The 24,526-nt window shown below is 70.1% G+C and carries 23 protein-coding genes; 12 read left to right on the top strand and 11 right to left on the bottom strand.

Going from position 1 to position 24,526, the window contains the following annotated elements; translation table 11 throughout:
• Positions 1-1,795: BTAD domain-containing putative transcriptional regulator (locus I0C86_RS21500; protein ID WP_230394533.1), on the top strand; the 1,795-nt coding region annotated here is incomplete at its 5' end.
• 99 nt (positions 1,796-1,894) lie between these two features.
• Here I0C86_RS21500 and I0C86_RS21495 read toward each other — a convergent pair.
• On the bottom strand, positions 1,895-2,206 hold the full coding sequence (locus tag I0C86_RS21495) for a hypothetical protein (protein WP_196203052.1): 312 nt from the start codon (positions 2,204-2,206) through the stop codon (positions 1,895-1,897).
• A gap of 250 nt (positions 2,207-2,456) precedes the next feature.
• On the opposite strand from I0C86_RS21495, the gene I0C86_RS21490 reads away from it, so the two are divergent.
• Positions 2,457-2,966, top strand: a complete 510-nt coding sequence (locus I0C86_RS21490; protein WP_196203051.1) for a hypothetical protein — start codon at positions 2,457-2,459, stop codon at positions 2,964-2,966.
• Positions 2,967-3,044: 78 nt separating this feature from the next.
• Here I0C86_RS21490 and I0C86_RS21485 read toward each other — a convergent pair whose 3' ends face one another.
• On the bottom strand, positions 3,045-3,305 hold the full coding sequence (locus I0C86_RS21485; protein ID WP_196203050.1) for a hypothetical protein: 261 nt from the start codon (positions 3,303-3,305) through the stop codon (positions 3,045-3,047).
• A 318-nt stretch (positions 3,306-3,623) separates the two neighbouring features.
• On the opposite strand from I0C86_RS21485, the gene I0C86_RS21480 reads away from it, so the two are divergent.
• On the top strand, positions 3,624-4,796 hold the full coding sequence (locus I0C86_RS21480; RefSeq protein WP_323373771.1) for an SGNH/GDSL hydrolase family protein: 1,173 nt from the start codon (positions 3,624-3,626) through the stop codon (positions 4,794-4,796).
• Between the two features lie 290 nt (positions 4,797-5,086).
• Here the strand turns inward: I0C86_RS21480 and I0C86_RS21475 are convergent, their stop codons facing one another.
• Complete coding sequence (locus I0C86_RS21475; protein WP_196203048.1) at positions 5,087-6,136, bottom strand: helix-turn-helix domain-containing protein; 1,050 nt, start codon at positions 6,134-6,136, stop codon at positions 5,087-5,089.
• 53 nt (positions 6,137-6,189) lie between these two features.
• Between I0C86_RS21475 and I0C86_RS21470 the strand changes: the two genes are divergently transcribed.
• Positions 6,190-6,585: a cupin domain-containing protein gene (locus I0C86_RS21470; RefSeq protein ID WP_196203047.1), complete on the top strand. Its 396-nt coding sequence runs from the start codon at positions 6,190-6,192 to the stop codon at positions 6,583-6,585.
• Between the two features lie 151 nt (positions 6,586-6,736).
• On the opposite strand, the gene I0C86_RS21465 is transcribed toward I0C86_RS21470, so the two are convergent.
• Positions 6,737-8,488 (bottom strand): LTA synthase family protein, encoded by a 1,752-nt coding sequence (locus tag I0C86_RS21465; protein ID WP_196203046.1) that lies wholly within the window; start codon positions 8,486-8,488, stop codon positions 6,737-6,739.
• Positions 8,489-8,760: 272 nt separating this feature from the next.
• Between I0C86_RS21465 and I0C86_RS21460 the strand changes: the two genes are divergently transcribed.
• Positions 8,761-9,591 carry a MerR family transcriptional regulator gene (locus I0C86_RS21460; RefSeq protein ID WP_196203045.1) on the top strand — a complete coding sequence of 277 codons (831 nt, stop codon included), beginning with the start codon at positions 8,761-8,763 and terminating at the stop codon, positions 9,589-9,591.
• Positions 9,588-10,217, top strand: coding sequence for a GyrI-like domain-containing protein (locus I0C86_RS21455; protein ID WP_230394531.1), 630 nt, complete (start codon positions 9,588-9,590; stop codon positions 10,215-10,217). The genes I0C86_RS21460 and I0C86_RS21455 overlap by 4 nt, the downstream gene beginning before the upstream one ends.
• A gap of 57 nt (positions 10,218-10,274) precedes the next feature.
• Here the strand turns inward: I0C86_RS21455 and I0C86_RS21450 are convergent, their stop codons facing one another.
• The 3 genes from I0C86_RS21450 to I0C86_RS21440 form a co-directional block, all read right to left on the bottom strand.
• Entirely contained in the window at positions 10,275-11,354 is a 1,080-nt protein-coding gene (locus I0C86_RS21450; protein ID WP_196203044.1) for a COG1470 family protein, read from the bottom strand.
• Between the two features lie 95 nt (positions 11,355-11,449).
• A complete protein-coding gene (locus I0C86_RS21445; RefSeq protein ID WP_196203043.1) occupies positions 11,450-13,375 on the bottom strand; it encodes a fibronectin type III domain-containing protein in 1,926 nt (641 codons plus the stop codon).
• Between the two features lie 169 nt (positions 13,376-13,544).
• On the bottom strand, positions 13,545-14,432 hold the full coding sequence (locus tag I0C86_RS21440; protein ID WP_323373769.1) for a HupE/UreJ family protein: 888 nt from the start codon (positions 14,430-14,432) through the stop codon (positions 13,545-13,547).
• 514 nt (positions 14,433-14,946) lie between these two features.
• Between I0C86_RS21440 and I0C86_RS21435 the strand changes: the two genes are divergently transcribed.
• The 3 genes from I0C86_RS21435 (at position 14,947) to I0C86_RS21425 (ending at position 17,629) form a co-directional block, all read left to right on the top strand.
• Positions 14,947-15,615 carry a type 1 periplasmic-binding domain-containing protein gene (locus I0C86_RS21435; protein ID WP_230394530.1) on the top strand — a complete coding sequence of 223 codons (669 nt, stop codon included), beginning with the start codon at positions 14,947-14,949 and terminating at the stop codon, positions 15,613-15,615.
• Positions 15,616-15,762: 147 nt separating this feature from the next.
• The gene (locus I0C86_RS21430; RefSeq protein WP_230394529.1) at positions 15,763-16,932 is read left to right on the top strand and encodes a phospholipase; all 1,170 of its coding nucleotides are present in this window, start codon (positions 15,763-15,765) and stop codon (positions 16,930-16,932) included.
• Positions 16,933-17,080: 148 nt separating this feature from the next.
• Positions 17,081-17,629 carry a DUF488 domain-containing protein gene (locus tag I0C86_RS21425; protein WP_196203041.1) on the top strand — a complete coding sequence of 183 codons (549 nt, stop codon included), beginning with the start codon at positions 17,081-17,083 and terminating at the stop codon, positions 17,627-17,629.
• Positions 17,630-17,705: 76 nt separating this feature from the next.
• Here I0C86_RS21425 and I0C86_RS21420 read toward each other — a convergent pair whose 3' ends face one another.
• The gene (locus tag I0C86_RS21420; RefSeq protein WP_196203040.1) at positions 17,706-19,166 is read right to left on the bottom strand and encodes an SDR family NAD(P)-dependent oxidoreductase; all 1,461 of its coding nucleotides are present in this window, start codon (positions 19,164-19,166) and stop codon (positions 17,706-17,708) included.
• 183 nt (positions 19,167-19,349) lie between these two features.
• On the bottom strand, positions 19,350-19,967 hold the full coding sequence (locus tag I0C86_RS21415) for a TetR/AcrR family transcriptional regulator (protein WP_196203039.1): 618 nt from the start codon (positions 19,965-19,967) through the stop codon (positions 19,350-19,352).
• A gap of 261 nt (positions 19,968-20,228) precedes the next feature.
• On the opposite strand from I0C86_RS21415, the gene I0C86_RS21410 reads away from it, so the two are divergent.
• Together I0C86_RS21410 and I0C86_RS21405 are read left to right on the top strand one after the other, a co-directional pair.
• Positions 20,229-21,224, top strand: a complete 996-nt coding sequence (locus tag I0C86_RS21410; protein WP_196203038.1) for an alpha/beta fold hydrolase — start codon at positions 20,229-20,231, stop codon at positions 21,222-21,224.
• A gap of 72 nt (positions 21,225-21,296) precedes the next feature.
• Entirely contained in the window at positions 21,297-21,806 is a 510-nt protein-coding gene (locus I0C86_RS21405) for a DinB family protein (RefSeq protein ID WP_196203037.1), read from the top strand.
• Positions 21,807-22,023: 217 nt separating this feature from the next.
• On the opposite strand, the gene I0C86_RS45115 is transcribed toward I0C86_RS21405, so the two are convergent.
• Entirely contained in the window at positions 22,024-23,382 is a 1,359-nt protein-coding gene (locus I0C86_RS45115; RefSeq protein WP_196203036.1) for a BTAD domain-containing putative transcriptional regulator, read from the bottom strand.
• 187 nt (positions 23,383-23,569) lie between these two features.
• On the opposite strand from I0C86_RS45115, the gene I0C86_RS21395 reads away from it, so the two are divergent.
• Positions 23,570-24,100: a hypothetical protein gene (locus tag I0C86_RS21395; RefSeq protein ID WP_196203035.1), complete on the top strand. Its 531-nt coding sequence runs from the start codon at positions 23,570-23,572 to the stop codon at positions 24,098-24,100.
• Positions 24,101-24,119: 19 nt separating this feature from the next.
• Here the strand turns inward: I0C86_RS21395 and I0C86_RS21390 are convergent.
• On the bottom strand, positions 24,120-24,526 hold a 407-nt coding region (locus tag I0C86_RS21390; RefSeq protein WP_323373422.1), incomplete at its 5' end, for a transposase.

Here is a 24,526-nt window from a genome sequence, read left to right as displayed (position 1 = left end):
GACCAGCGCTGCCCCGGCGGCGCGGGCGACCAGCGCTGCCGGGGCGGCGGGGGTGACCTTTGCAGGGTTGGCAGTGCGGGCGACCGGAGCGGAGCTGGCGGTAGTGCAGGCGCTGGCGACCGCCGGGGTGGGTGCGGGACTGACCGCGCGGTTGACCGGTGACCGGTCGGCCGGGATCGGCCAGCTCACCGAGGCGCTGCGGCTGGCCGACTCCGTCGGCGATCTCGGACTGGCGGCGTGGGCCCGGATCAACCTCGCCGCGGCCCGATCCGGCGTGGCCGGGTACCGGGAGGCGGTCACCGACGCGGCCGAGGCGGTCGAACTGGCCGAGGTCGCCGGACATCCATCGATGCTGGCGCTGGCGCTGGCCGTCCGGGGCGCCGGGCTGGCCCGGCTCGGCCGGCTCGACGAGGCGACGGCCGACTACGAACGGTCCGTGACGGTGCATCAGCGGATCGGCTCGGCACACATCGCCCTGCCACTGATCGGTCTCGGACAACTGCACCTGATGCGTGGCCGGGACAGCCTGTCCCGGGCGGCGTACGAGGAGGCGGTGCGGGTCAGCGAACCGCGCGGCAACCTGTTCGCCCTGGTTCCCGCGTTGGCCGGCCTGGCCGTGGTCGTGGCCCGGGTGGATCCGACCGCCGCGACCGCCCTGGCCGAACGGGCCCTGGAATTGGCCCGGGGCCCGCACGCGATCGTGGCCCGGTGTGCGCTGGGCTGGGTGGCGGTCTCCGTACCGGATCTGCCCCGGGCGGCCCGACTCGCGGCCGAGGCGGAGGATCTGGCCCGGCTTCATCAGGACCGCGCCGGACTCGCCGAGGCGCTGCGGTTGCGGGCTGCCGCCGCCGACGGGGACCCCCAGTCCGCCCGGCAGGCGTTGCTGGAGGCCGGGGCGATCCTGCGCGAGGTCGGAGCGCGGATCGAGGCCGATCGGGTGTGCGTGCTGGTCGGCCAGTTGCCCGGCGCGGGCGCGGCGGATCGGATCAACGCGCGGGTCGCCGCTGCCCGGCTCGCCGAGGCGGAGGTCGTCGACCTCGCACGGGCCGGTCCGGAGAGGCAGGCGGCGAAGGTCGTGGTACGCACCCTGGGCCGGTTCGAGGTACGCGTCGACGGCCACCCCGTGCCGACGTCGGCGTGGCAGTCCCGCAAGGCCCGGGACTTGCTCCGGATCCTGGCCGCCCGGCGGGGTCGCCCGGTGTCCCGGGAACAACTCGCCGAGCTGCTCTGGCCCGACGAGGAGCCGGGGCGGGTGGGTCACCGGCTCTCGGTGCTGCTCTCCCTGCTGCGTGGCGTGTTGGATCCGCGCCGACGGGGCCCGCTGGACCGGTACGTGGTGGCCGAGCGCGCGAGCGTCGCGCTGGATGTCGAGCAGGTGGAACTCGACGTGGAACTGTTCCAGGCAGAGGCGCTGCTCGGGCTGCGCCGGTTCGAGCGTGGCGAGACCACCCTCGCACAGGACATCCTGGGTCTTGCCGAGCAGCGCTACCAGGGTGACTTCCTGGTCGACGACCCGTACGACGACTGGGCGGTTCCGGTGCGGGACGAGATGCGCCGGCTCTACCTGCGCGTGGTCCGGGCCCTGGCCGAGTTGGCCCGGCACCGGGGCGACCAGGAGCAGGCGGCCCACCAGTTGCGGCGGGCGCTGGACGCCGAGCCGTACGACGAGCGGACGCACGAGGACCTGATCTCGGTACTGACCTCGGCCGGACGGTACGGCGAGGCGGACGAGGCGCACCGGCGGTACCAGCGGGCGATGGCGGTGCTCGGCGTACCGGTCCGCCGGACGCGGTGACGCTGTGATCCGCCGGACGCGGTGACGCTGTGATCCGCCGGACGGGGTGCGGTCCGGCCCGCCTGGCGTGTCGCGGCCGTCCGGGCCCACGCCGAGGTGTCAGAGGCCGAAGACGTCCTCCTCGGCGCCCTGCCGCGCGCCGTCGACGAAGCCCCGGAAGGCGGGGTCGTCCCGGTCCGCGGTCACGCTGGTGACCAGTTCCCCGGTCGCCTCGGCCACCGCGTCGACCAGCGGGGGATAGGTGAGGTCCACGTCGGCGAGTTCGTCGTCGTCCGCCTCGGCCAGGTTCAGCACGTCCTGCAGTTGGTCGGCGTCGGTCTCCGGGTCCCCGGCCCAGCCCTCGCCGAGGTCGTAGCACTCGTCGTACAGCGCGCGCTGGTCCTCGGTCCAGTCGGCGTCGTAGTTCTTCACGCCGTACCTCCTTCGCCGTCCACCACCTGAGCATGCCCCGAGGTGGACCGGGTCGGAGCCGGTCGGCGGAAACGACCCGGTGCCGGGGTGGCGGCGGGTACCTGGAAGGTCCCCCACCGTCACCTTCGTACCCCGGAGGTGCCTTCCGCGAACCACCGACCACGTGGCGTTCCGGTCGACGATCACTCGTCGGCTGTTCTGGAAGGGCCTCCGGACCAGGTTGTCGGACGTCGCTCGTAGGCTGCGGCGCATGACCGAGTCGACCGTCGCACCGCCCGACGCGGGCAGCGTCGCCGAGACCTACCGACAGCAGACCAAGCTGGTGGCGCCGGCCGCCGGCCTCGGCCTGCCCGGCGCCCAGCTGAAGTGGTACGACATCCACGGGACCGACCAGACGATCGCCGACGAGGTGCGCGCGGAGGCCCGGACCTTCCTCCGGGCCGAAGCCGACGGGGCGGGACTCGACTTCCGGAACGAGCTCGGATTCGTGATCCTGCACCGGTGTGGCGAGTCGTTCCACTTCCTGCTCGTCTCCACCTGGCGCGGCAACAACGAGCTGTGGGAAACGGTCTACGCCCGGGACGGCGGTCCGTTCCAGCCGTTCCCGCAGCCGGGGACGCACCGGGGGACGTTCTGCGTCTGGGAGTTGGCCGCGGTGCTGCACGAGCAGCAGGCCTGGATCCGCTATCTGCGCTCCGGGCGGGACGACACCGCCCGGCACGCCTACCTCGCCGACCAGTACGCCGGACCGGTCGGTTGACCCGACCCGGCGAGTTCGCAGCCCGAGCTTCGACACTGCCACAGCGGGTGCCGGCACCGGTTGTGAGAACGTTCGCGATCAGCCGCGAAGGTTTCCCACCGAGTCGGCGTGGTAGACCGATCCGCCGAGGTGGAACGCGATCTCTCGGGGCGACCAGGCGTCGCCGTCGCGCCGGTCCAACTCTTCGTCGCTGAGCGCCCTCAGGCGTAGGTCGAAGATCTGGGCGAGGCGGGTCAGCCGGCCACGTGCCTCGTCCAGATCTTCCGGGGTGAACGGTGCGAGGTCGGCAGGTGTCGTGCTCGCCGAGGCGCGCCAATCGCCCGCCGGGCGACGTGGCATCGACGGCCGTCCATCTTCACCTTCCGATCCGTCATCGGTAACGTTTCATCGGCGGACGGCGATCGGTCGGCGGTGGTGTCGCCCTCCGGCCGTCTCGCCGGGTCCAGCGGCTGCTCGCGGGTTGGCAGGCCGTCGGCCGGCAGTGCCCGACAGGAGGGACGTGCCATGAGCGGAAGACGGTCGCTGTTAACCTTGGCCGCGGTGGGGATGCTTACGCTAGCGGCTGTCGTCGGCTCGGCCGGATTCGCGAGCCTGAGGTACGGACCCCAGGGCTCCGTCGAGCCGGGCACGGTCCCGGTCGGGTCGGGCGGACGCTGGGTGGCGAGCTGGACGTCGATGCCGCAGTTGACCGAGCCGCACAACATGCCCCCGGCGCCCTTCACCCAACAGAATCTGGTCCTGGCCGACAGCACCCTGCGACAGACCGTCCGGGTCTCGGTGGGGGGCCAGCGGATCCGGCTGCGGCTGTCCAATGCCTTCGGCGGCGCTCCGCTCCCGGTCACCGGGGTCTCGGTGGCGCTGCCCGTGCAGGGACGGGCCGGCGTCAGCGCGATCCGGCCCGGCACCTCCCGGCCGGCGACGTTCAGTGGCCGGTCCTCGGTGGTGATCCCGGTCGGGGCGCAGATGGTGTCCGACCCGATCACCTTTTCCGTGGCGGCACGGACCAACCTCACCGTGACCCTCTACCTGGCCCAGGGACAGGCCTCGAACAACGTCACCTCGCATCCCGGCTCCCGGACCACCTCGCACCTGCTGGCCGGCAACCACCTCACCGAGGCCACGTTGCCCGGTGCGACGCCGGTCGACCACTGGTACTTCCTCAGTGGTCTGGAGGTGTCGGCCAGTCACGCCGTCTCGGCGGTGGTCATGCTCGGTGACTCGCTCACCGATGGACGCGGTTCGACGACCAACGGCAACGACCGCTGGCCCGACCAGCTTCTCGACCGACTGCAGGCGCAGCGCGGCCCGAGCACCAACATCGCGGTGCTCAACCAGGCCGCCGGGGGTAACCGGGTCCTCAACGACGGGTTGGGCCCCAACGCGCTGGCCCGGCTCGACCGGGACGTACTGGCCCAGAGCGGCGTCCGCTGGCTGGCCGTGTTCGAGGGGGTCAACGACATCGGCACCGCCGGGGCCACCGAGGCCGCCCAGAAGGCCGTCACCGATGACCTGATCACCGCCTACGACCAGATCATCACCCGCACGCACGCCCAGGGCATCAAGGTGTACGGCGCGACCCTGACCCCGTTCGGCGGCAACGGCTACGACGACCCACAGGGCACCCGGGAGGCCAGCCGCCAGGCGGTCAACGAGTGGATCCGCACCAGCGGCCGGTTCGACGCCGTACTCGACTTCGACCGGGCCGTCCGGGATCCGGGGAACCCCCGCCAACTGCTGCCGGCCGCCGACACCGGCGATCACCTGCATCTCAACCCCGCCGGCTACCGACTGCTCGCCGACGCCGTCCCGGTACGCCTGTTCCGACCCTGAGGGGTGCAGCCAAGGTACGGCCGAGATGGGCAATAGGATGATCTTGAAGACGCGAGGCTCCTGAGCCCCGCGTGGGGGTGCGGTTTCCGCAACCGGGCTGTTGGGGTTGGCCTTCTGATGTCGGCGGTCGACCTCATGGTCAGGGCCGCGGCGAGCAGGTACGTCCACCGCTGGGTGCTCTGCTCGTCCGTGGAGACCCGTGTGCAGACCAGATTCGCCATGCCCCGCGCTGTCTCCTGCATCCGTTCATCGTCGACACCTACGGGTCTACCTGTCAGCAGATCCTGTCCTCAGACCTGCTCGGCCTCGATTGGCTCGGGAGCTCCGATTCCGGCCGTACGCTGCCGTTGGTGCGGGGGTGGGGTGGTGGTGAAGCGACCGCGATAGGCGCTGGGGGTCAGTCCGGTGTGGCGGCGGATCTGGGTGCGCAGGTTGGCGCTGGTGCCCAGGCCGCTGGCGCGGGCGACGGTGTCCAGGCGTGGTTCACCTGCTTCGAGCAGACGGCAGGCAAGGTTGATGCGTTGGCTGGTCAGCCAGGCCAGCGGGGTGGTGCCCAGTTCGGTGTGGAAGCGGCGGTGCAGGGTAGCCGGGCTGACGGCGGCGTGGGTGGCCAGGTCCGTCACGCTCAGGGGTTGGTGCAGCCGTCCTCGGGCCCAGTCGAGCAGCGGTGCCAGAGACGTGTCGGGTACGGCCGGCAGTGGCTGGGGGATGAACTGACGCTGCCCGCCGTCGCGGTGCGCGGCGAACACGAGCCGGCGGCTGACCGTGTTGGCGATCTCGGCGCCGTGGTCGCGGCGGATCAGGTGTAGGCCGAGGTCGAGGGCGGCGGCGCTGCCGGCGGCGGTGAGTACGTCGCCGTCGTCGACGAACAGCACGTCGGGGTGCAGCAGCACCCGGGGGTGGCGGGCGGCGAACAGCTCGGTCCAGCGCCAGTGGGTGGTGGCGCGGCGGCCGTCGAGCACGCCGGCGGCGGCGAGGGTGAACGTGCCGGTGCAGAAGCTGACCAGCCGGGCGCCGCGGGCGGCAGCCCGTTGCACGACGTCAACGACGGCGGGCGCGGGCGGGATGTGCGGGTCGGGTCGGTTCGGCACGACGAGGGTGTCAGCGCCCTCGGCGGCGTGCAGGCCGGGTACTCCGGTGAGGGTGAACAGCCCGGCGTGCATCACGGTGTCCGGGGCGGCGGCGCACAGCGTGAAGTCGTACCAGCGGCGGTCGATCTCCGGGCGGCGCAGGCCGAACAGCTCGGTGGCCACCCCCAGCTCGAACGGGTTCGACCCGTCGTCGACGAGCATCACCACCCGGTGCGCGTCGCCACCAGGCTGCGAGGATTGTTGCGGCATACGCGATTTCTAGCACTCACGGTGGGCTGACGGCATCGGCCACGATGACAGCCATGATCAGTGAACCGGTCGAGCTGTCCACCGCCCTGGCCAGCTTCGAGGCGCTGTGGAGCCCGCGCATCGTGACGCAGGTCAACGACTATGACGTGCGCATCGCCAAGGTCGCTGGCGAGCACGTGTGGCATCGCCATGACAACACCGACGAGTTCTTCCTCGTACTGTCCGGGCAGCTGAGCATCGCCCTGCGCCTACCGGGCGAGCAGGAACGCACCGTGGTGCTGCCGCAGGGGTCGGTGTTCGTCGTACCGCGCGGCACCGACCACAAACCCTTCTCCGCAGACGGCGCCGCGATCCTGATGTTCGAACCCACCGGCACCCTCAGCGTCGGCGACCACCATGACCCCGTTCCCGACCACGTCGACGCCACGGCTGGGCATGACCTGCGGTGATCCCACCTGAGCCAGTACCTCGTCGTCGATGTGCCGGCCGGCGGTGCGCAGCTGGGGCACGGCAAGGGAGTGGTACTCGGTGGACCAGGTCACCACGGCGTTGGTCAGCACGGTCAGGCACCACGCCTGCTCGGTCTGCTGCTGCCCGGAACTACGGTCCGAAGGCGGTCAGGAACCGGTCCCGGAAGGCGTCCATCGGCCAGACCGGCGTCTGCGGACCGGGGCGCAGGCCGTCCTGCCACCCCCATCCGGAGATCCGGTCGAGCACCGCCCGATCGTGGGCGACGATCGTGATCGGCACGTCCCGGCTGGCGCCCTCACCGGTCACCATCGGGGCGGCCTGGTGGTCGCCGAGGAAGACCAGCACCAGGTTGTCGTCGCCGTACGTCTCCACGTACGACACCAGGGTGTTCAGGCTGTACTCGATGGCACGCCGGTACTCGGTGCGCACCCGGCGGTTGTCGCGCCACACCTCGTCCGGCGACTCGCCGGCGGCGGCGATGGGGCCGAAGACCGAACCGTCACCGACGTCCCGCCAGTCGACGAGTTGGGGGATGGGGGCCCAGGGAGCGTGGCTCGACACGAGGGGGATCGTCGCCATCACCCGGGGACGGTTCGGTTTCGCGTGCTCGGCACGCTCGAACGCCGACAGGGTGTACTGGTCGGGCATGGGGGCGTAGCTGAACTTCGGGCCGCGGTACCCGAGTTCCGGGCCGGGATAGATCTGGTCGTACCGGAAGAACGCTCCCTCCGGCCAGGCCTGGTTGATGGCCGGCATGACGCCGACGGTGCGCCACTGCGCGCGCTGGAAGGCGCCGTTGAGGGTCAGGCGGTCGCTTCCGACGAGGTTGTTGTAGCGCTGCTGGTTGTCGATCCACAGCCCGGAGAGCAGCGTGGCGTGGGCCAGCCAACTGCCGCCGCCCGCCGTCGGCGAGGTGAGCCAACCACTGCGCGCGGTGTAGCCGGCCGCGTTCAGGCGGGCGTTACCACTGTCGAGCACCGTACCCACCTGCGATGCGAACTCCGGGTCCTCGACGGCGTCCCGCCCGTAGCTCTCGACGAAGGCGACGATGACGTCCTTGCCACGCAGGGCGGTCAGCAACCGGTCACCCGGGGTGTCGCGGAACGCGTCGACGTCGGCCTCCGTGGCGAACACCTTCTGGTCCTGGAAGCCGGCGCGGGCCTGGAGTACGCGGTCGTAGGCGAGGGTGCCGACCGGCACGTCGGGAACGATCTGGACGCCGAACACGGCGCAGGCGACGCAGGCGGCCCCGAGCGCCGTGACCGTGTGGGTCGACGTGGACCGGTGCCGCACCACGAGCCGGGTCAGGCGGAGGACCGACAGCGTCATGAGGACGGGTACCGCGATGGCGAGCAGGACGGCGCCGATCACGGCGGCGATCGCGCCGACCCGGCCGGCCGAGTCCGTCAGGAACCCCACCGCGGCCTCGATCGAGATCCAGTCGAGCACCGGGTTGAACGGCCGGGCGAGCGCCGCGTAGAAGCCCATGTCGACGAGCTTCACGATGGTCAGCAGACCGAGCAGCACGCCGATCGGCACCGCCACGATCCGCCGGGCCCGCGCCGGTAGGACGAGGACGAGCGCGACCCCGAGGAGTCCCTCGGCCGGGATGCGCAGAAACTCCCCGGGCGTGAGCTGACCGATCCGGTTCGGCGCCAGCAGGGCGAACAGGACGAGCAGACAGGCCAGGGTGGTGGTCAGCCCCGCCGCGACGGCCCGTCCCCGTCCCCGTCGACGGCCGGTGACACCCTCGCCCGCTGCGTCCTTGGCCGACACGTCCTCGCCCGACATGTCCTCGCCCGCTGCGTCCTCGGCCGGTACGTCCGCGTCCTGCGCCCGTTCCTGGTCCAGCACCTGACGAGAGCGCGTGAAGAACGACAAACCAAAGGCCCTTCCGTACGAAGCCCGCCGGGGGTGGATCCCGGCCGTGCATGCCGGCCGGTGCCGTCGGGCGGGTTCGGCGGCGCCGAGTGTGTCCGGCCGACTACCAGCGGTCTGGCCTGGTGGACCGGCTCAGTAAGTTAACGGGCCGACTCCCCATCTGACAAGCCGCGTTGCCGTGCCTGCCCGACGTCGCCGAGCCGGCGTGGACCACGCCGCGCCGGACCCCGGCCGCTGGACTCTCCCCGGGCGGGAGGGTTCAGGATGACCACGTGACCAGGGACCTACTGCCGATCGGAACCTTTGCCCGGCTGTGCCGGCTCACCATCAAGCAGCTTCGGCACTACGACGAGTCGGGCCTGCTCCGCCCGGCCAGCGTCGACCCGGTCACCGGCTACCGGTACTACGCCCGGGACCAGGTGCGGGAAGCCATGGCGATCGCCCTGTTACGCCGGCTCGACGTACCGCTCGCGGCGATCGGACAGGTGCTCGCCGGCGATGACAGCGTTCGGGCCGAGGTACTGCGGGCGGAGCAGAGCCGGTTGGAAGACCGGATCGCGGCACAGCGACGCAGTTGGCAACTGCTGGACCGGCTGCTGACCGGTGGGCTGCTGGCCGACGGGCTGCTCCAGCAGGAGGTCGGCCTGAGCCGGGAGCCGGCCCGGCGGCTACTGGTGCGCCGGACCACGTGCGCGCCCGAGGAGATCGGCGCGGCCATCACGCGCTGCGTCGGAGAGCTGATGGCCGCGGTGACGGGGATCGGCTGGACGCCACCGCTGCGAGGACTCTTCCCGGTCGACCTCGGCGCACAGGTACGGGTCGCGGCCGGCGTCGAGAGCGCCGAGCCGACGTCCGTTGATGGATCCGTTCCGGGCACCGACGTCGAGCATCTGCCGGCGGGACCGGCCGCGGTGGCGGTGCACGTCGGCCCGTACGAGCACCTGGCACTGACCTACCAGGCGGTCTTCGCCTGGATCCACGAGCGTGGCCTACGACCGTGTGGAAACGCGATCGAGGCGTACCTGACCGACCCCGGCACGACCGATCCGGCCCAGTTGGTGACCCGGATCGTCGTACCGGTCGACGACGAGGAGCTGAGTTGACGAGCATTCCGAAGACCGACTTCAAGAAGGTCCACAAGAACCTGTACGCGGCCGGCGCCGCGCCCGCCCTGGTGGACGTACCCGAGTTGGCGTTCCTGGCCATCGACGGGGTCGGCGATCCCGACGGACCGGTGTACCGGGAGGCGGTGGAGGCGCTCTACGGCGTCTCGTACGGCGTCAGGTTCGGGCTGAAGAGGGCCGGCGTGCTGGAGTATCCGGTGATGCCACTGGAGGGACTGTGGTGGGGGGCGGGGGAGCGGCAGGACCTGCCCGCCCTGGACCGGTCGACCTGGCACTGGACCATGCTCGTTCTGCAGCCACCGCAGGTCGACGCCGCCCTGGTCGCGGAGACCGTCGCGGCGACGGCCCGGAAGCGGCCGTCCGGCTCGCTGGAGCGGATCGAGCTGCGACGTGTCGCGGAGGGGCCGAGTGCGCAGGTGCTGCACGTCGGGCCGTACCACGACGAGCCGGCGACCCGCGACCGGCTGATGGCCTTCGTCGACGAGTCCGGCTACCGGATCTCGGGGAAGCACCACGAGATCTACCTGTCGAACCCGACCCGGACAGCCGCCGAGAAGCTGAAGACCATCCTCCGGTACGCGGTCGTCTCCGCTGCTGCGGACTAGCGTCCACCGGTACCACCGAACCGGCCGGCGGAACGTCGGCTGACGGCGGCCGTGCGGTCAGCCTCCCTGCGGTGACTTGTCGCGGATCGCCTTCTCGACGGCCTTCCGCACGCGGGCATCCTCCCGGCTCTTGCGCCGTAGCCGGCTGCGGCGCGCGAGCAGGAACGCCCCGGCGGCGAGAACGACCAGTACGACGAGGAGCAGCAGCAGTGGCCAGGGGGCGGCCCAGCCGTGCGTGGTGGCCCGGACCGGTTCGAGCGAGGTGGTGGAACCCGACGGATCGGTGAGCACGGGCGTGAGGGTTGCGGTCGCGGCCAGCCTGAGTGCGGGTGCCACGCCGTGGACGGGAACCGTCACGTTCCAGCTCTCACCGGGAAGCAGGTCCGGTGGCGACGCGATTTCGCCGGCTTCGACCCGTAGCCAGCCGAACGGGCCCGACACCGACAGCGTCTGCTGGGCCGACAGGGTGGTGTTGCCGGTGTTGTGGATCCTGTACGTGATCGTGGCATCGCCCTTGCCGAACGGGTTGGCCGAGCCGTCGTAGTTCACGTGCAGGTCGTCGATCGCGAGGTTCGGCTTGAGCTCGCCGCCCACCCGGAGCTTGATCCGGATGCCGAGGCGCCGGTCCACGTTGATGCCTTCGGCCGCGTCGGGCTGCGTCAGCGAGGTGACGATGCCGCCCACGTAGTCGCCGGGCGTCGCGTTGGCCGGCACGGTGACCTTGAAGGGGACGTCGGCGGTCTTCCCCGGCTGGATCCTGACCTTGCCGCCGGTGGCGTGGACCCAGGCGCCGATTCCCAGCGATCTTCCGTCCTTGGCGAGCAGGTCGAGCTGGCCCGCGTCGGTGGTGAAGCCGTCGGCGGCGTAGACGGCCAGGTCGAGCGGAACCGCACTGTGGTTGGCGACGACCATGGCGTCCTCGACCATCCCACCGGGGTTGGCGGCATAGCTGAAGCTGGACCGATCGGCACCGAAACTGTTGGAGGCCGTCCTCACCGTCCAGGCAACATCACCATCGGCGGCCTGAGCGGGGCCGGCAGTCAGGCCGGTGACCGCGAAGACGGCGAGCAGGGCCAGGGCGGCGGTACGAAGGAGCGCTGCGGCGTTGGTCTTCCGGCGCGTAACGGGCGCGTGCATCTCGGGGTCCTAAGGGATCTGGTTCGGCGCGGCTGGAGCGGAGCGGCGGGGTAAGCACCCGAAGGCGCCTACCCCGCCGGGTGAAGCGGATCCGATCAGCTGCTCAGAGCGGTGATCGTCAGGGTGGTGCGGTAGCTGCCCTTGTCGATGCTGTCCGGGAACTTCAGGTCCAGGTCAGCGCCGAGCTTGGCCGAGCCCCGGGGGTGGCCCTGCTCGGCGAACGCGAGGCCACGCGAGACCGACAGGCCGGACCCCTGGTCGTCGTAGCCGGAGAGCACCGCGGCGCTTGCCTGGGCACCGGCACCGCCGTCGAGCAGCGACGGCGTCCAACCGAGGAAGGCGCCGGAGAACTTCTTGTCGGCGTCCTGGAAGTCGCCCACGCTGGCCGAGATCGACCACGGCGCGAGCGAGCGGCGGCTGTCCGACACGAGGATCGGGTTGATCTTCCCGTTCGCCTCGAAGTACGCGCCGTCGCGCTCCTGCGCGGTGCCGAGGTCCACCAGGCCGTTGTAGCCGTCGATCGTCCAGCCGAACTCGCCCGGAGCCGGGGCGGGCACGTTGACCTGGATGTCCTGGCCATCGGCGTGGTACGGGTGCACCGAGACCTTGTCGACGATCGAGCCGACGCCCTGGTCGCCGTTGGCGGCGCTCCGGATGTTCTCGACGACGAGCTTGTCGTTGCGCACCTGGACCTTGACGTAGGTCCGGACGTGCTCCTGGTTCTGGACCGAGTTGTACCAGTAGTTGGCTGGGTTGAGCGGGTCGGCGCCGTTGCCGGCACCGCTGGTACCGCTGCTGTCCGGCTTGCTGATGTCGTAGTACTTCGAGCCCGAGGCCGAGTTCGCCGTCACGTAGAGCACGCCACCGGGGCCGGCGACCACGTCGTCCGCACCGGGCTGCTCGTTCGGGTCCGCCTTGGCGCCGTTCTTGATCAGGTAGCTACGGGAGTAGCTGTGGTCGTGGCCCTGGAGCACCATGTCGACGCCGAGTTTGGAGAACGTGGTCGGGAAGTCGACCCGACGCACCTTGTTGTCGCCGTCCTTCGCGTGGCTCGCCGGCGAGTAGATCGAGTGGTGGTAGACGAGAACCTTCCACTTGGCCTCGGCACCGTGCTGCTCGATGACGTCGGTGACGTACGCGGTGTGTGCCTCGTCGCCGCCGCCGCCCTGCGAGGTGGCGTAGCTGTTGCTGTTCAGGTCGATGAACAGCACGTCCTTGTAGATGTACCAGTAGTCACCGCCCGAGGTGTTGGAGGCCGGGTTCCCGTTGGAGTAGTACGGGGCCGAGCGGTCGGTGTTCGGGGTGAAGTGGTGCTGTTCCCACGCCTTCCCGCCGACGTCGTGGTTGCCGATGGTCGCGGCGACGGGGTACTGGCGCAGCTGGTCGGGCGCGAGGAAGGCCGACCACTGGGCCTCGGTGTTGGCGGTCTCGACGTGGTCACCGCCCGACACCAGCATCTCGATGTTCGGGTTGGCGGTGAGCGCCACGTTCATGGTGTCCTGCCAACCGGCCTGGTCCTTCGCGATGTCGCCGGAGGAGCCGATCTGCGGGTCGCCGAAGAACAGGAAGTCGTAGTCGCCCTCGAAGTCCTGCGTCTTGAAGGAGTACGCCGGTGACCAGTTGCCCTCGGCACCGACGCGGTAGGAGTACGCCGTGTGCTCCTTCAGGCCGGTGATCGTGGCGTGCCGGTTGAAGCCGCCGCTGGTGGCGATGTTCGCCCCACCGGTGGCGTCGAAGGTGACGGCGCTGGCGGGGAACTCGCCGTTGACGACCCCGGCGGTCGGGGCCAGTTGGATCTTCTGCGCGGTGTCGGCCGACGAGTACCAGGTCACGATGCGCTGGGTCTCGTCGGCGCCCACGCCGAGGATGACGCCGGTGAGCGCGGTGGACTCGGCCGCGCTGGCGGCGGTTGCCAGGCCGCCACCGACCGCCACGGCCAAACCCAGGAATGCCGCTGTGGCTCCCACGGCCACGCGGCGGCGCACAGGCCCGTGGGCCCGTGTCGAATTGCTCAGTGTCATCGACTTCCGTTCCTTTTACCGATAGAGATATGGAAAAGCTTTCCAGTAGGGGCATGGAGAAGCTTTTCGCGGATGGTGGAGAAGCAATTTCAAGTTGTCCTCGCCCGGTGAACCGGCCATGAACGTGATCTTGCGACCGGCTGGACTTTCCGATATACCTGGGCCGCTCTCAGGAACCGGACACACGCTGTACGAACCAGATCAGCCCGATAATGGACACGCCTGCCGAAAGGGCGCCCGTCGCCCAGGTGCCGATTTTCGGCGCACGATGTCGCAACACGATCAGCAATGGGAAGACAACGGCGATGACCGCCAGTTGCACGGTCTCGATACCGACGTTGAACACCAGCAGCGACCACAGCAGGGTCCACGACCAGGCCTCGTTGATTCCCAGCGCACCCGCGAAGCCCAGACCGTGTACGAGGCCGAAGCAGAACACGACCCCGAGACGGATCCAGCCTCGACGGTCCAGGTCGAGATGGCCGCGGCCCGCCGTCTCGAGGTCGTTGACCTGGTCGCCGCGCCGCCAGACGCCCCACAGGTGCCAGCCCGCGACCACGGCGATCGACAGCGCGATAACCGGTTCCACGAGCCCCGCGGGCACGTCGACCAGGCCGAGGGCGGCGAGCATGAACGTCAGCGAGTGCGCCAGCGTGAAACTCGTGGCCGCGAGCACGACCTCACGCAGCCGCCGCGAGCCCGCGATGAGCGCCAGCAGGAACAGGATGTGGTCGATCCCGGTCAGCAGGTGTTCCGCGCCCAGGACGAAGAACTCCCGGAACCGCTCGTACCACGACCGGCTGGTCGAGAAGGACGGATTACCCGCGTCGAGCGCGGCACTGCCGGAGCGGCCGTCGAGCTCGTAGGTGACGATCGTCTTGGTGCCCTTGACGTAGCCCTCGCCGTCGGGGAACAAACCGCTGCGCACGTCGTGCTCCCCGGCCTGCACGGGGCAGGTCCAGTCGAGCAGCAGATCCGCGTACGGCACACCCTCCTGTCGGGTCATCGTCACGTCGCCGACCTGCGTCGGCGTGCATCCCCCGCCGTCCGAACCCACCGAAAAACGCTCGGTCACGTACCTGAGCGCCGATTCCCGGTGGGCGTCGAGAGCGGCACCCTGTCCCTCGGTGTCACCCGCGTCGAACGCATCGGTTCCGGTTCGGAAGAGTGAATCGTCGTCCTCGTAGTCGGCGGCGGAAACGACGAAGAGGTCGTACTCGAGCCCCAGTCTCGTCCGTATGTGACCCTCGTCTCCCGCGGTGATGTTCGCGTACACGGTCGACGAAAATCCGTGGGCCATCGCCGGCCCGGCATCAAGAAAGGCAATTGCCGCCGCCGCGATCCCGACAAGGACGACGATAACGGCGCGGTAGATGGACTTCGACATGGGACTCCCTCAGTCTGGCCAGTGCACGTTGCAGGCCCCGGGTTAACACCAGCCCGACCGCCGGCGAACCGGTGGAGAACAAACTCCCGGAACGGCGTCCAGCGGACCGAGTCCGACGGGAGTTGAGATAGGAATACAAAGAAGTACGCGCACTTTCCCGTCACCAACCAAGAGGACGATCATCTTGCGCCCTCCGCATCGGGCCGTTGCCATGCTGGCCGCGGTCGCCGTACTGGTCACCGGATGCGGTTCCGGCGACGACTGGTCCCGACCGCACCCCGAACCCACCGCCGTCGGCACCCTCGGCCCGGGGTTCGTCGACCCCTCCGCCCGGCCAGCTCCGGAGGCGACCGTCACGCCACGCCCCGGTTCGTGGGCCGGGGTCCACCCGCCGAGGGACTACCGCGTGGTGCTGCTCGCGCTCGGCGGCGACGCCCCGACCCGGGCACTGGTGACGGCGGTCGAGGACTGGGCCGAACAGGAGCACGTCGACCTCAGGAAAGTGGTCCCCGACCCGAACGACCCCGTACCCAGCATCACCGGGGCGCTCGAGATGGGCCCGGACCTCGTCGTCAGCGCGGGAAACGAACTCATCGACCCCCTGGCGATCGTCACCCCGAGCCACCTGTCACAGCAGTTCCTCGTCGTGGGCGCGGAACTCGCCGAGCCCACCCACAACGTCACGGCGGTCGACTGGTCCGGTGCGTCGTTCCGTGGCGAAGGACTCGACGCGTCCTCGACGTACGATCCCGCCTCGTTCACCGCCGCGCGCTGCACGGCCGCCATCAGGGCGGGCGTCGCGGCCGTACTCAACGACCTGACCGGGATCGTGGTCTGGCTGGATCAGCTCTGACGGCGTCCGTTCCCGCCTCGGGCACGGGCCCGTCGCGAGCGGCGGACCGCCATCACCACCCGCCCGGCGACGTGTCCAGTCGAGGTCCAGTTTCCGTCCAGTAGCGGCTGAGAGCGTGCCCGCAACAGCGACACGGACGGAGTGGACATGGGATCGAAACGTACCATCAGAAGCGTTCCGGCATTGACGGCGGTGATGACGCTCGCGCTGCTCGGCGCGCTGGGAAACACCCTTCCGGCACACGCCGCGGCGACCGAGCGCGCCCCGGGCCTCCCCGATCAGGCGGTCACGGCGGCACCCGGGGTGGCCGCGCAGAAGCTGGACGCCGCCAAGCGGCCCGCGGGCCCGCGGTCGGTGTCCGAACTTGCGAGCGGCTCCGCGATCACCCTGCGTCCGCAAGCTGCCGGCAAGGCGCCGCACATGGTCGGCGGCGCGGAGTTGGCGGACGCGGGCTGTACGCCGTACATCAGCGGAACGATCAGCAAGGTCGGGCTCACGGTGCGGATCGACTATCTGGCGGAGGTCCTCTGCAACTTCTACCTCGCGGGCGCCGGACAGGCGTACCTGATCGAGCGTACGTCCGGCTCGCCCTACAACGGGCAGGCCGTCGCGGCGGCAACGCCGTTCTCGTTCGTCAACGGCTACTACGGCTACAGCTACGGCGCGGTGCTCATCGACGGGCGTGTCTACGACGGCGGCGCCCAGATCGAGGTCGGATTCAATCTGGCGCTGCAGACGCTCAACGGCGGTATCTGGATCGGCTGCCTCGCGCTGCCGAACGGGCTGCGCTACCTGGGTGCCTGCTCCGGCCTCGGCACCAGCACGGTGTCGGTCGCCGTCGGGTCGGGCGAGATCTCCACCGGCCTCGCCCCCAACCGGCTGACGGTGCTGGAGAGCCTGACATCACCCGGTTCCGGCAGCTACGACGCGTGGAACATCGGGCGGTTCTACCCGGCGACCTACGCGGCGTACGAGTTCGACTGGTCCACCAACCTCTGTACCGGGGCGCCGGACAATCCGCTCGGCTTCACGTTCGAGTCGGCCTGCGCCCGACATGACTTCGGATACCGCAACTACAAGGCGGCCCAGCGGTTCGCGGCGAACAAGGACCGGCTCGATCTCGCCTTCTACGGCGACCTGCAACGGGTGTGCGCCACGTACGGCGACGCGGTGCGGCCGGCCTGCTACGCGCTGGCGACGGCCTACTACGAGGCGGCACGGATCTTCGGGATCCTGAACGTCACTCCCGAACAGATCGACGACGCCGCCGAGCTCCTGCCGGACACCTCCGCCGGCCGGGCCGTCCCGCTGACCTGAGCTTCCGATCAGCGAGTTCCGTACGGCGGAGCCTGCGGGTTTCGCCGTGCGGCCCGTCGTGGCGGTGCTCCAGCCGATGTCGCGTCCGGAGGTGGACAAGCAGCCGGCCAGCCGCCGATCCGCGCTGCGGCGCGCGATGATCTGAAGCATGGAGACAGCGGAACGCCTGCCGGGGCTGCTGACGGTGGGCCACGGGCCGTTGCCCCGGGCCGCGCTGGGTGGCCTGCTGACCGGCGCCGGCGTCGAACTGGTCGTCGACGTACGCCGGTTTCCCGGCAGCCGCGCCAACCCGGACGTCCAGCGGGACGCGTTGACGCGCTGGCTGCCGGAGATGGGGATCGGCTACCGGTGGGAGGAGCGCCTCGGCGGCCGGCGGCATCGTCCGGCTGACGTACCGGAGGAGGACACCTGGTGGACCGTTCCCGCGTTCCGTGCCTACGCGTCCCATACCCGCACGCCGCAGTTCCGTGCCGCGCTGGACCTTGTGCTGGAACGGGCCGCCGAGTGCACGGTGGCGGTGATGTGCAGCGAGAGCGTCTGGTGGCGTTGCCACCGCCGTCTGATCGCCGACGTCACGATCCTGAGCCGCGCCGTGCCAACCCGGCACCTCATGCCGAACGGACGGTTGAGCCCGCACCGCGTGGCGGACGGGGCCCGGTTACGCCCCGACGGGTCGGTCGAGTGGACCGGGGCGTGAACACGTGCCAGCCCGGCCCGGGCCGTCCGCCGGTCCGCACCGACGGGAGGGCAGTACGACGCCGGATCCTCCCCGGTCACCAGGCGCAGGGCGCGTAGTCCTTCAGGAAGCAACCGTAAAGATCCTCGCCCTGTTCGCCGCGGACGATCGGGTCGTACACCCGGGCCGCGCCGTCGACCAGGTCCAGCGGGGCGTGGAAGCCGGCGTCCGCCAGCCGCGTCTTCGTCGGGTGCGGCCGCTCGTCGGTGATCCAGCCGGTGTCGACGCTGGTCATGAGGATGCCGTCAGCCAGCATCTCCTGGGCACTGGTCCGGGTCAGCATGTTCAGCGCGGCCTTGGCCATGTTGGTGTGCGGGTGCCCCGGCCCCTTGTAGCCGCGGGCGAACTGGCCCTCCATCGCCGACACGTTCACCACGTACTTGCGCCGGGCCCTCGACGCGGCCATCGCCGGTCGCAGCCGGCTGACCAGCACGAACGGCGCGGTCACGTTGCACAGTTGCACCTCGAGCAGCTCGACCGGGTCCACCTCGTGGACCCGCTGCACCCAGCTGTTGACCGGGTCGAGGTCCGGCACCAGGCCGCCGGCGTCGATGGCGGTGGCTGCCGCGATCCGTTCCGGCGAGGCGGAGCCACTGGTCAGCGCCAGCGCGGTGAGCGCGTGCGGGGTGATCGCGGGCGCCGACGGCGTGCCGGTCAGGCTGCCGGCCGGGACGCCCTGACCGGCCGGTTTGGCGAACCTGATCATCTCCGGGAGCGGGCCGTCCGGCAGCGCCGCCGCCTCCGCGGCGACGAGCTGCGCGTACGCTCCGGGCGTACGGCGGACGGTCTGCGCGGCGTTGTTGATCAGGATGTCGAGTGGTCCCTGGTCGTGGACCGAGTCGGCGAGAGCGATCACCTGGGCGGGGTCGCGCAGGTCGATCTCGACGATCCGCAGGCGGTGCAGCCAGTCCCCGCTGTCCGGCATGGCGGCGAAGCGGCGGACCGCGTCGTGCGGAAACCGGGTGGTCACGGTGGTGTGCGCACCGTCGCGCAGCAGCCGCAGCGCGATGTACATGCCGATCTTCGCCCGGCCACCGGTGAGCAGCGCGCGCCGGCCGGTCAGGTCGGTGCGGGCGTCGCGGCGTTCCCGGTTCAGCGCGGCGCAGGGCGGGCAGAGCTGGTGGTAGAAGGCGTCCACCTCGTGGTAGCGCTGCTTGCAGACGTAGCAGCCGCGCGGATTCTGCAGGAACCCGGCCGTGGTGCCCATGGTGGGGGAGGCGAGCGGGATGCCCTGGGTCTCGTCGTCGATCCGGCCCGGGGCGCCGGTTGCGGTGGCCGCCGTCACCGCGCGGTCGGCCGCCGCGATGGCGTCCCGCCGTTCCTCGCGTCGCCGCTGCTTGATCACCTTGTAGAGCTTCGCGGTGGCCCGCTGCACCCGCACCACGTCGGGATGATCGGGAGGCAGATCCTCCAACGCCTCAAAGACACTGAGACAGGTCTCTAGCTGGCTCCGGTCAATGCCCTGATGACCGGTTTCCGTAATGTTGTCTGCCGTCATGCCGTCGCTGTCTCGTCCCGTTCTCCTGAGCCGGATCTACCCGGCCCACCCCAAGTCCGACCCGGAACTGTACGCACCGCACAGCCTCCGGGGCACCCCCGCGTCCGTTCACCGGCCCGAAGACCGTCGAGGCCAGCCTCGCCCGGGTGCACGCCGATGCGGTGCGGGCGGCCAGGCGGATTCTTACGAGCGGCCCAGTGCCCTTGTCAGCAGGTCGACCAGTTCGTCCACGGCGCGGGTGGTGTCGAACCGGGGGTCGTCGAGGTATTCGGAGACGATGGCGTCGATGGCGCCGTTGATGATGACCGCGGTGATCCGGGGGTCCGGTCCGACGCGGTGGTCCCCGGCCGCGCTGGCCGCTTCGACCAGCAGGCCGACGGTTTGCCAGCGACTGGGCGCGTTCGGTCGGTCCGTAACCTCTTCGTCCTCCGCGATCGCGGCGACGATCACCCGGGCGTACGCGGGGTGCTCGACCAGGTACCCGACGAGCGAGCGGATGTACGCCTCCAGCGCTGCCGCTCCGGACAGTGGTTCGACGGCGGCCGAGACGTGTTCCGTGAGCCCCTCGAGCACCGTCGCGTAGGCGGCACGCACCACGGCGTCCTTCGAGGGGAAGTGGTAGAGGACCGCGGCTTTGGAAAGGTCCGCGGCCTCGGCTATCCGGGCCAGCGAAGTGCCCGGGTAGCCGTGCTGGGCGACGAGCTCGATGGTCACCCGGATGAGTTGGGCACGGCGGGCCTGTTCGGTGATCGTGAGTGACCTGTCCGCACGATCTCGCCATTTGGTGTTGTCGAGCGGCATAGCGGGACCTCGATGTGCGGCGGCAGGCGATGTTCAGCGGCACCCGGCGCCGCCATGCAGGTAACCGTACCGCCCGTGCTGGCGTACCTTTCGCAGCCGCCGGTGTCCGGGCGGATGCGCTGCCTCGGGTCAGGCCGACACCCCGATCTAACCGCTTGGTAGAAAATTCTACCAAGCGGTTAGTATGCTGTTCGAGATGATGCGCGGCCACCTGACCGGGACACCGCGTCGGGTTGGGTGCGACAGGAGAGAGCTGGACGGATGCGAAAAATCCTCTCTTGGCTGCGAAGCCACCGCCGATGGTTCCTCACCGGTGCGGCGATCGTCGCTGGCATCACGATGCTGGCCACGATCGCCCTGCGCCAACCCTCACCCGTCGGCCACTTCACCTCGGCGCAGGGCCAGGACCGCTACCTGGCCGCGTACGACCGGGCGATGGACGAGATGCCCGATCCGGATCGGACCCTCGACATCCGGACCAGCTACGGAGTGGTCCGGCTCTACCACTTCGCCGGCGCCGACCCAGGCGCCCCGCCGCTGCTGTTGCTCCCGGGCACCTCCTCCGGGTCGCCGGTCTGGGCCGACAACATGCCGTCGCTGCTGCGGGTGCGCAGCGTCTACACGGTCGACCTGCTCGGCGAACCCGGCCTCAGCATCCAGCAGCGCCCGATCAGCAGTCCCCGGGACCACGCGCGATGGTTGCACGAGGTGGTGGTCAACCTGCCCGAAGAGCGCGTCTACCTGCTGGGCCTGTCGATCGGCGGTTGGACCGCGATGAACCTGACCGTCCACCAGCCGGAAAAGGTCGCCGGCGTCATCGTCCTCGACCCGGTCATGGTGTTCGCCAACCTCGCACCGGAGGCGATCATCCGGTCGATCCCCGCCAGCGTTCGCTGGCTTCCCAAGTCCTGGCGGGACAGTTTCGCCAGTTGGACCGCCAACGACGCTCCGGTCGAAGACGTACCGGTCGCTCGCATGATCGAGGCGGGCATGCAGACGTACGCGATGAAGCTCTCCGCGCCGACCCGCCTGACGGAACAGCAGCTCGAGAAGTTGCAGACACCGACCCTTGCCCTGATCGCCGGAAAGTCCCGAATGCACGACGCCGCCTCCGCCGCCGAAGTCGCCCGCCGGGCGCTGCCCCATGGCACCGTGAAGGTCTACCCCGAGGCCTCGCATGCGATCAACGGCGAGCATCCCGACCAGATCGCCTCCGACGTCGCGACATTCCTGGGCGATGCCGCCGGGGCGGCTTGAACCCGGGCGGAGTCGCGCCCCGTGGCCGGCCACCAGACAGGAACGGCTCCCGGCGTGGCGGACAATGTCGGGATGACGATGGCGTTCCCTGCACCGACGGTCCCGGCAGCGGGGCGCACCGAGGTGTTCCTTCGATACCTCGACTATTTCCGGGAGATGGTGCTGTCGAAGGTGTCCGCGCTACCCGATGACGAGCTGCGCCGGAGCAGGCTTCCGTCGGGATGGACCCCGCTTGAGCTGCTCAAGCACCTGCGTTACGTCGAGTTGCGCTGGATCGAGTGGGGGTTCCAGGGGCGGGAGGTGGAGGAACCGTGGGGAGACCGACGCGGGGACCGGTGGTACGTCGCGCCCGAGGAGACCCGCGACGGTCTGATGGCGGCGTTGCGTGCGCAGGGTGTGCATACCGGAGCCGTGGTCGCAGGTAGCGAACTGGCGACGGTCGGGGTGCCTGGGCCGAGGTGGGACGGTGCACCACCGGCTTCGCTGGAGCGGGTGTTGTTCCATCTCCTGCAGGAGTACGCGCGTCATCTCGGACACCTCGACATCGTCACCGAACTCGCCGGCGGTCCGATCGGCGAGTAGGTCCGTTCACACCTGAAGGCGGTCCCTGGCCCGCCCGGCACCATCCGAACACTGCGCTCCCACCTATCTTCCTAGGATGCTTACTGGTTGTGCCGGGCGCCACCACCAGCGCAACGGTCGAGCAACCCGAGGCAATGGCGCCGGACGGGTTGCCGCAGGCCTGCGCCGAACCGCGCACCGCGCCGTCGCTCGACTGCCGGCTATCGGCTGGGAGCCATCAGGTGGTCAGACAGGGAGCCTCGGTGGCGGCGGTCTGGCCGCAGGTGGCGAGACTGCACCAGCGGCGCAAGCCAGCTTTGTCGAGGAACAGCCAGCCACACATCTCGTCCGGGCAGACCCGGATGGTGAGCCGGCGCGGATCGGCCAGGAGTTCGGCGGCGCTCCATGCGGCCGCGTGGACGGGGAGCCGGATGCCGACCGTGGGATTCGGCGACCACCGTCCGCAACCGCCGGTGTCCCGTTGGAACACCAGGGTCCTGGCGGCAGCCTCCGCGTGCCGTGCCACGGTGTCGAACGCCTGCTGGTCGTCCGGGTCGATCAGGCAGGCGTACAGCCGGGTACGTAGTGCGCGGGTCTCCTCGAGTACCGCGGTGGCCGCGTCCGGGTCGTGCCGGGCGAGTTCGATGAGCATGTCCACGGTGGCGTCCTCGACGAGTCCGACGTGGCCCGCCCACACGGCCAGGGTGCGGTATTCGCGGAGCCACTCCGAGCCGGGCAGCGGCGGTTCGTGTCCCCAACCGGCGAAGGTGTTGCAGAACTCCAGGGCCGGATGCCCACCGACACTCCACGGCAGGCTTTCCCCACGGACCCGGACCTCGTAGACGGGTCGGCTGGGTCGGTCGAGCGGGTAGTCGTCACGGAGGATCCGTTGGTGTACCTCGCGTAGACGCATGCCCGGTTCGACCCCGAAGTCGTCGACCAGCACCTGCCGGGTTCTCCGGTAGAGTTCCAGCGCGTCGGCCTGCCGCCCGCCCCGGTACAACCCGGTCATCAGGATGGCGACGAGGTTTTCCCGCGTCGGATGCCGGCTGACCAGCGGAGGCAGTTCGTTGAGCACCCAGGTGTGCCGTCCCAGCGCGAGCTGTGCTTCGGCCCGCAGTTCGAGGCCGCTGAGCCGGAGTTCCTCGAGCGCGCCGTGCAGCCGTTCCCGCAGTTCCCCGTCGGCGGTGTCGGCGAGGAACGGACCACGCCAGAGAGCCAGCGCATGGTCCAGCAGCCGCACCCGCTCGGTCGGGTCGGTGGCACGGCTCGCCCGGTAGGCGAGCCGGCTGAACTCGTCGACGTCGACCTGGTGCCCGTCCCGCTCCACCAGGTAGCCGTCGCCGCCGGTACGGATCCGCACCCCGTACGGCGCCAGCGACGCGCGGAGCCGGCCGATGTAGGTGTGCACGGCGCTGCGCGCCGAGGTGGGCGGGCGACCGTTCCACAGCAGCTCGATCAGCCGGTCGGTGCCGACCAGGTGACCCATGTCGAGCAGGAGGACGGCGAGGATGCACCGTTCCTGCCGTCGGCTGCCGAGGTCGACGAGTTGACCGTCACGGCGGGCCTCGAAGGGACCGAGTAGTCGAAATTCCACGTCAGATGTAACTCTTCGGCAACCGCCGTGGGTTGTCGGGGGCTGGTGAGGCACTGGTGAGCCCCGCGGGCGGGGGAGGTGGCGGCAGCCGCCGTCGGACGAATCGGGGGCCGCCGGACGGTGAGAACGTGGTCAGCGGCGTAGGTGATGCTCTCCGGGCTCGACAGTCCGACGATGCGGAGTAGACATGAACTGGAAGAAGAAGGCTGCCACCGTCCTTGCCGGGGTGGTGGCCGTCACGAGCCTCGCCAGCGCGACCCCGGCCGCCGCCGATGGCGGAACGCGCGGCGGCTGGATCCCCGCGCCGCAGGAGGCGTTCGAGCAGCCAGCCGGAGCGCGGTGCGACTTTCCCGTCCGCGTCCAACCGGTCGTGGACGAGGTCCGTAAGCTCGTCCTCGCGGAGTATCCGGACGGTTCGCCCCGGCGGGAGCTGTACACCGGCGCCCTGATCGACGAGGTGACGAACCTGGACACCGGCGCTGTCACGAGGGTCGACGCGAGCGGGACCTCGCTGGTGGAGTACGCCGCCGATGGCTCGATGACCTGGTACGTGACCGGTCCGGTGCTACTCGGCTTTCGGGAGGACGCCGGCTCGCTGCCACGCGGTATCTGGATCGTCGACGGGGTGTACGTCGTCCAGTTCGACCCCACCTACGTCCACAAGACCATCACCATGGTCCGCGGTACGACGCACAACGTGTGCACCGATGTCGTCTAGACGAGTAGTTCCGAATGGATCAGTGGTCGTAGGCGATCAGTGACCGGGTGACGGGTGCGCCGGTCTTGTTGTTGTGCCAGATCGCGGCGGCCATGGCCAGCAGGCGTTGGGCGACTCGGACCGCGACGCCCTCGAAGGTCCGTCCGCCGTGTTCTTCCAGGTCGAGTTGGCCTTTGAGGGTGTCGTTGACCGACTCGATGAGTTGGCGGACCTTCTTGAGCATCGGTTCGCCGTAGTGGGCCTTCTCCCGCTTGCGGGACGGTCGCAGCAGCTCGATGCCCTGGGCAGCGAGTTGCCGCTCGAACGGTTTGGAGGCGAAGCCCTTGTCCGAGATGAGCAGGATGCCGTCGTGTTCGGCGATCACCCCGGCGTCGGCTTCCAGCATCGCGGCCAGTACCTCGCGTTCGCCGATCTTGGGGTTCGCCA

This window comes from Plantactinospora alkalitolerans, assembly GCF_015690345.1.
GTDB classification, from domain to species: Bacteria; Actinomycetota; Actinomycetes; order Mycobacteriales; family Micromonosporaceae; genus Plantactinospora; species Plantactinospora alkalitolerans.
The sequence above is the reverse complement of the archived record's forward strand: the minus strand, read 5'-3'. Positions and strand labels throughout refer to the sequence as shown.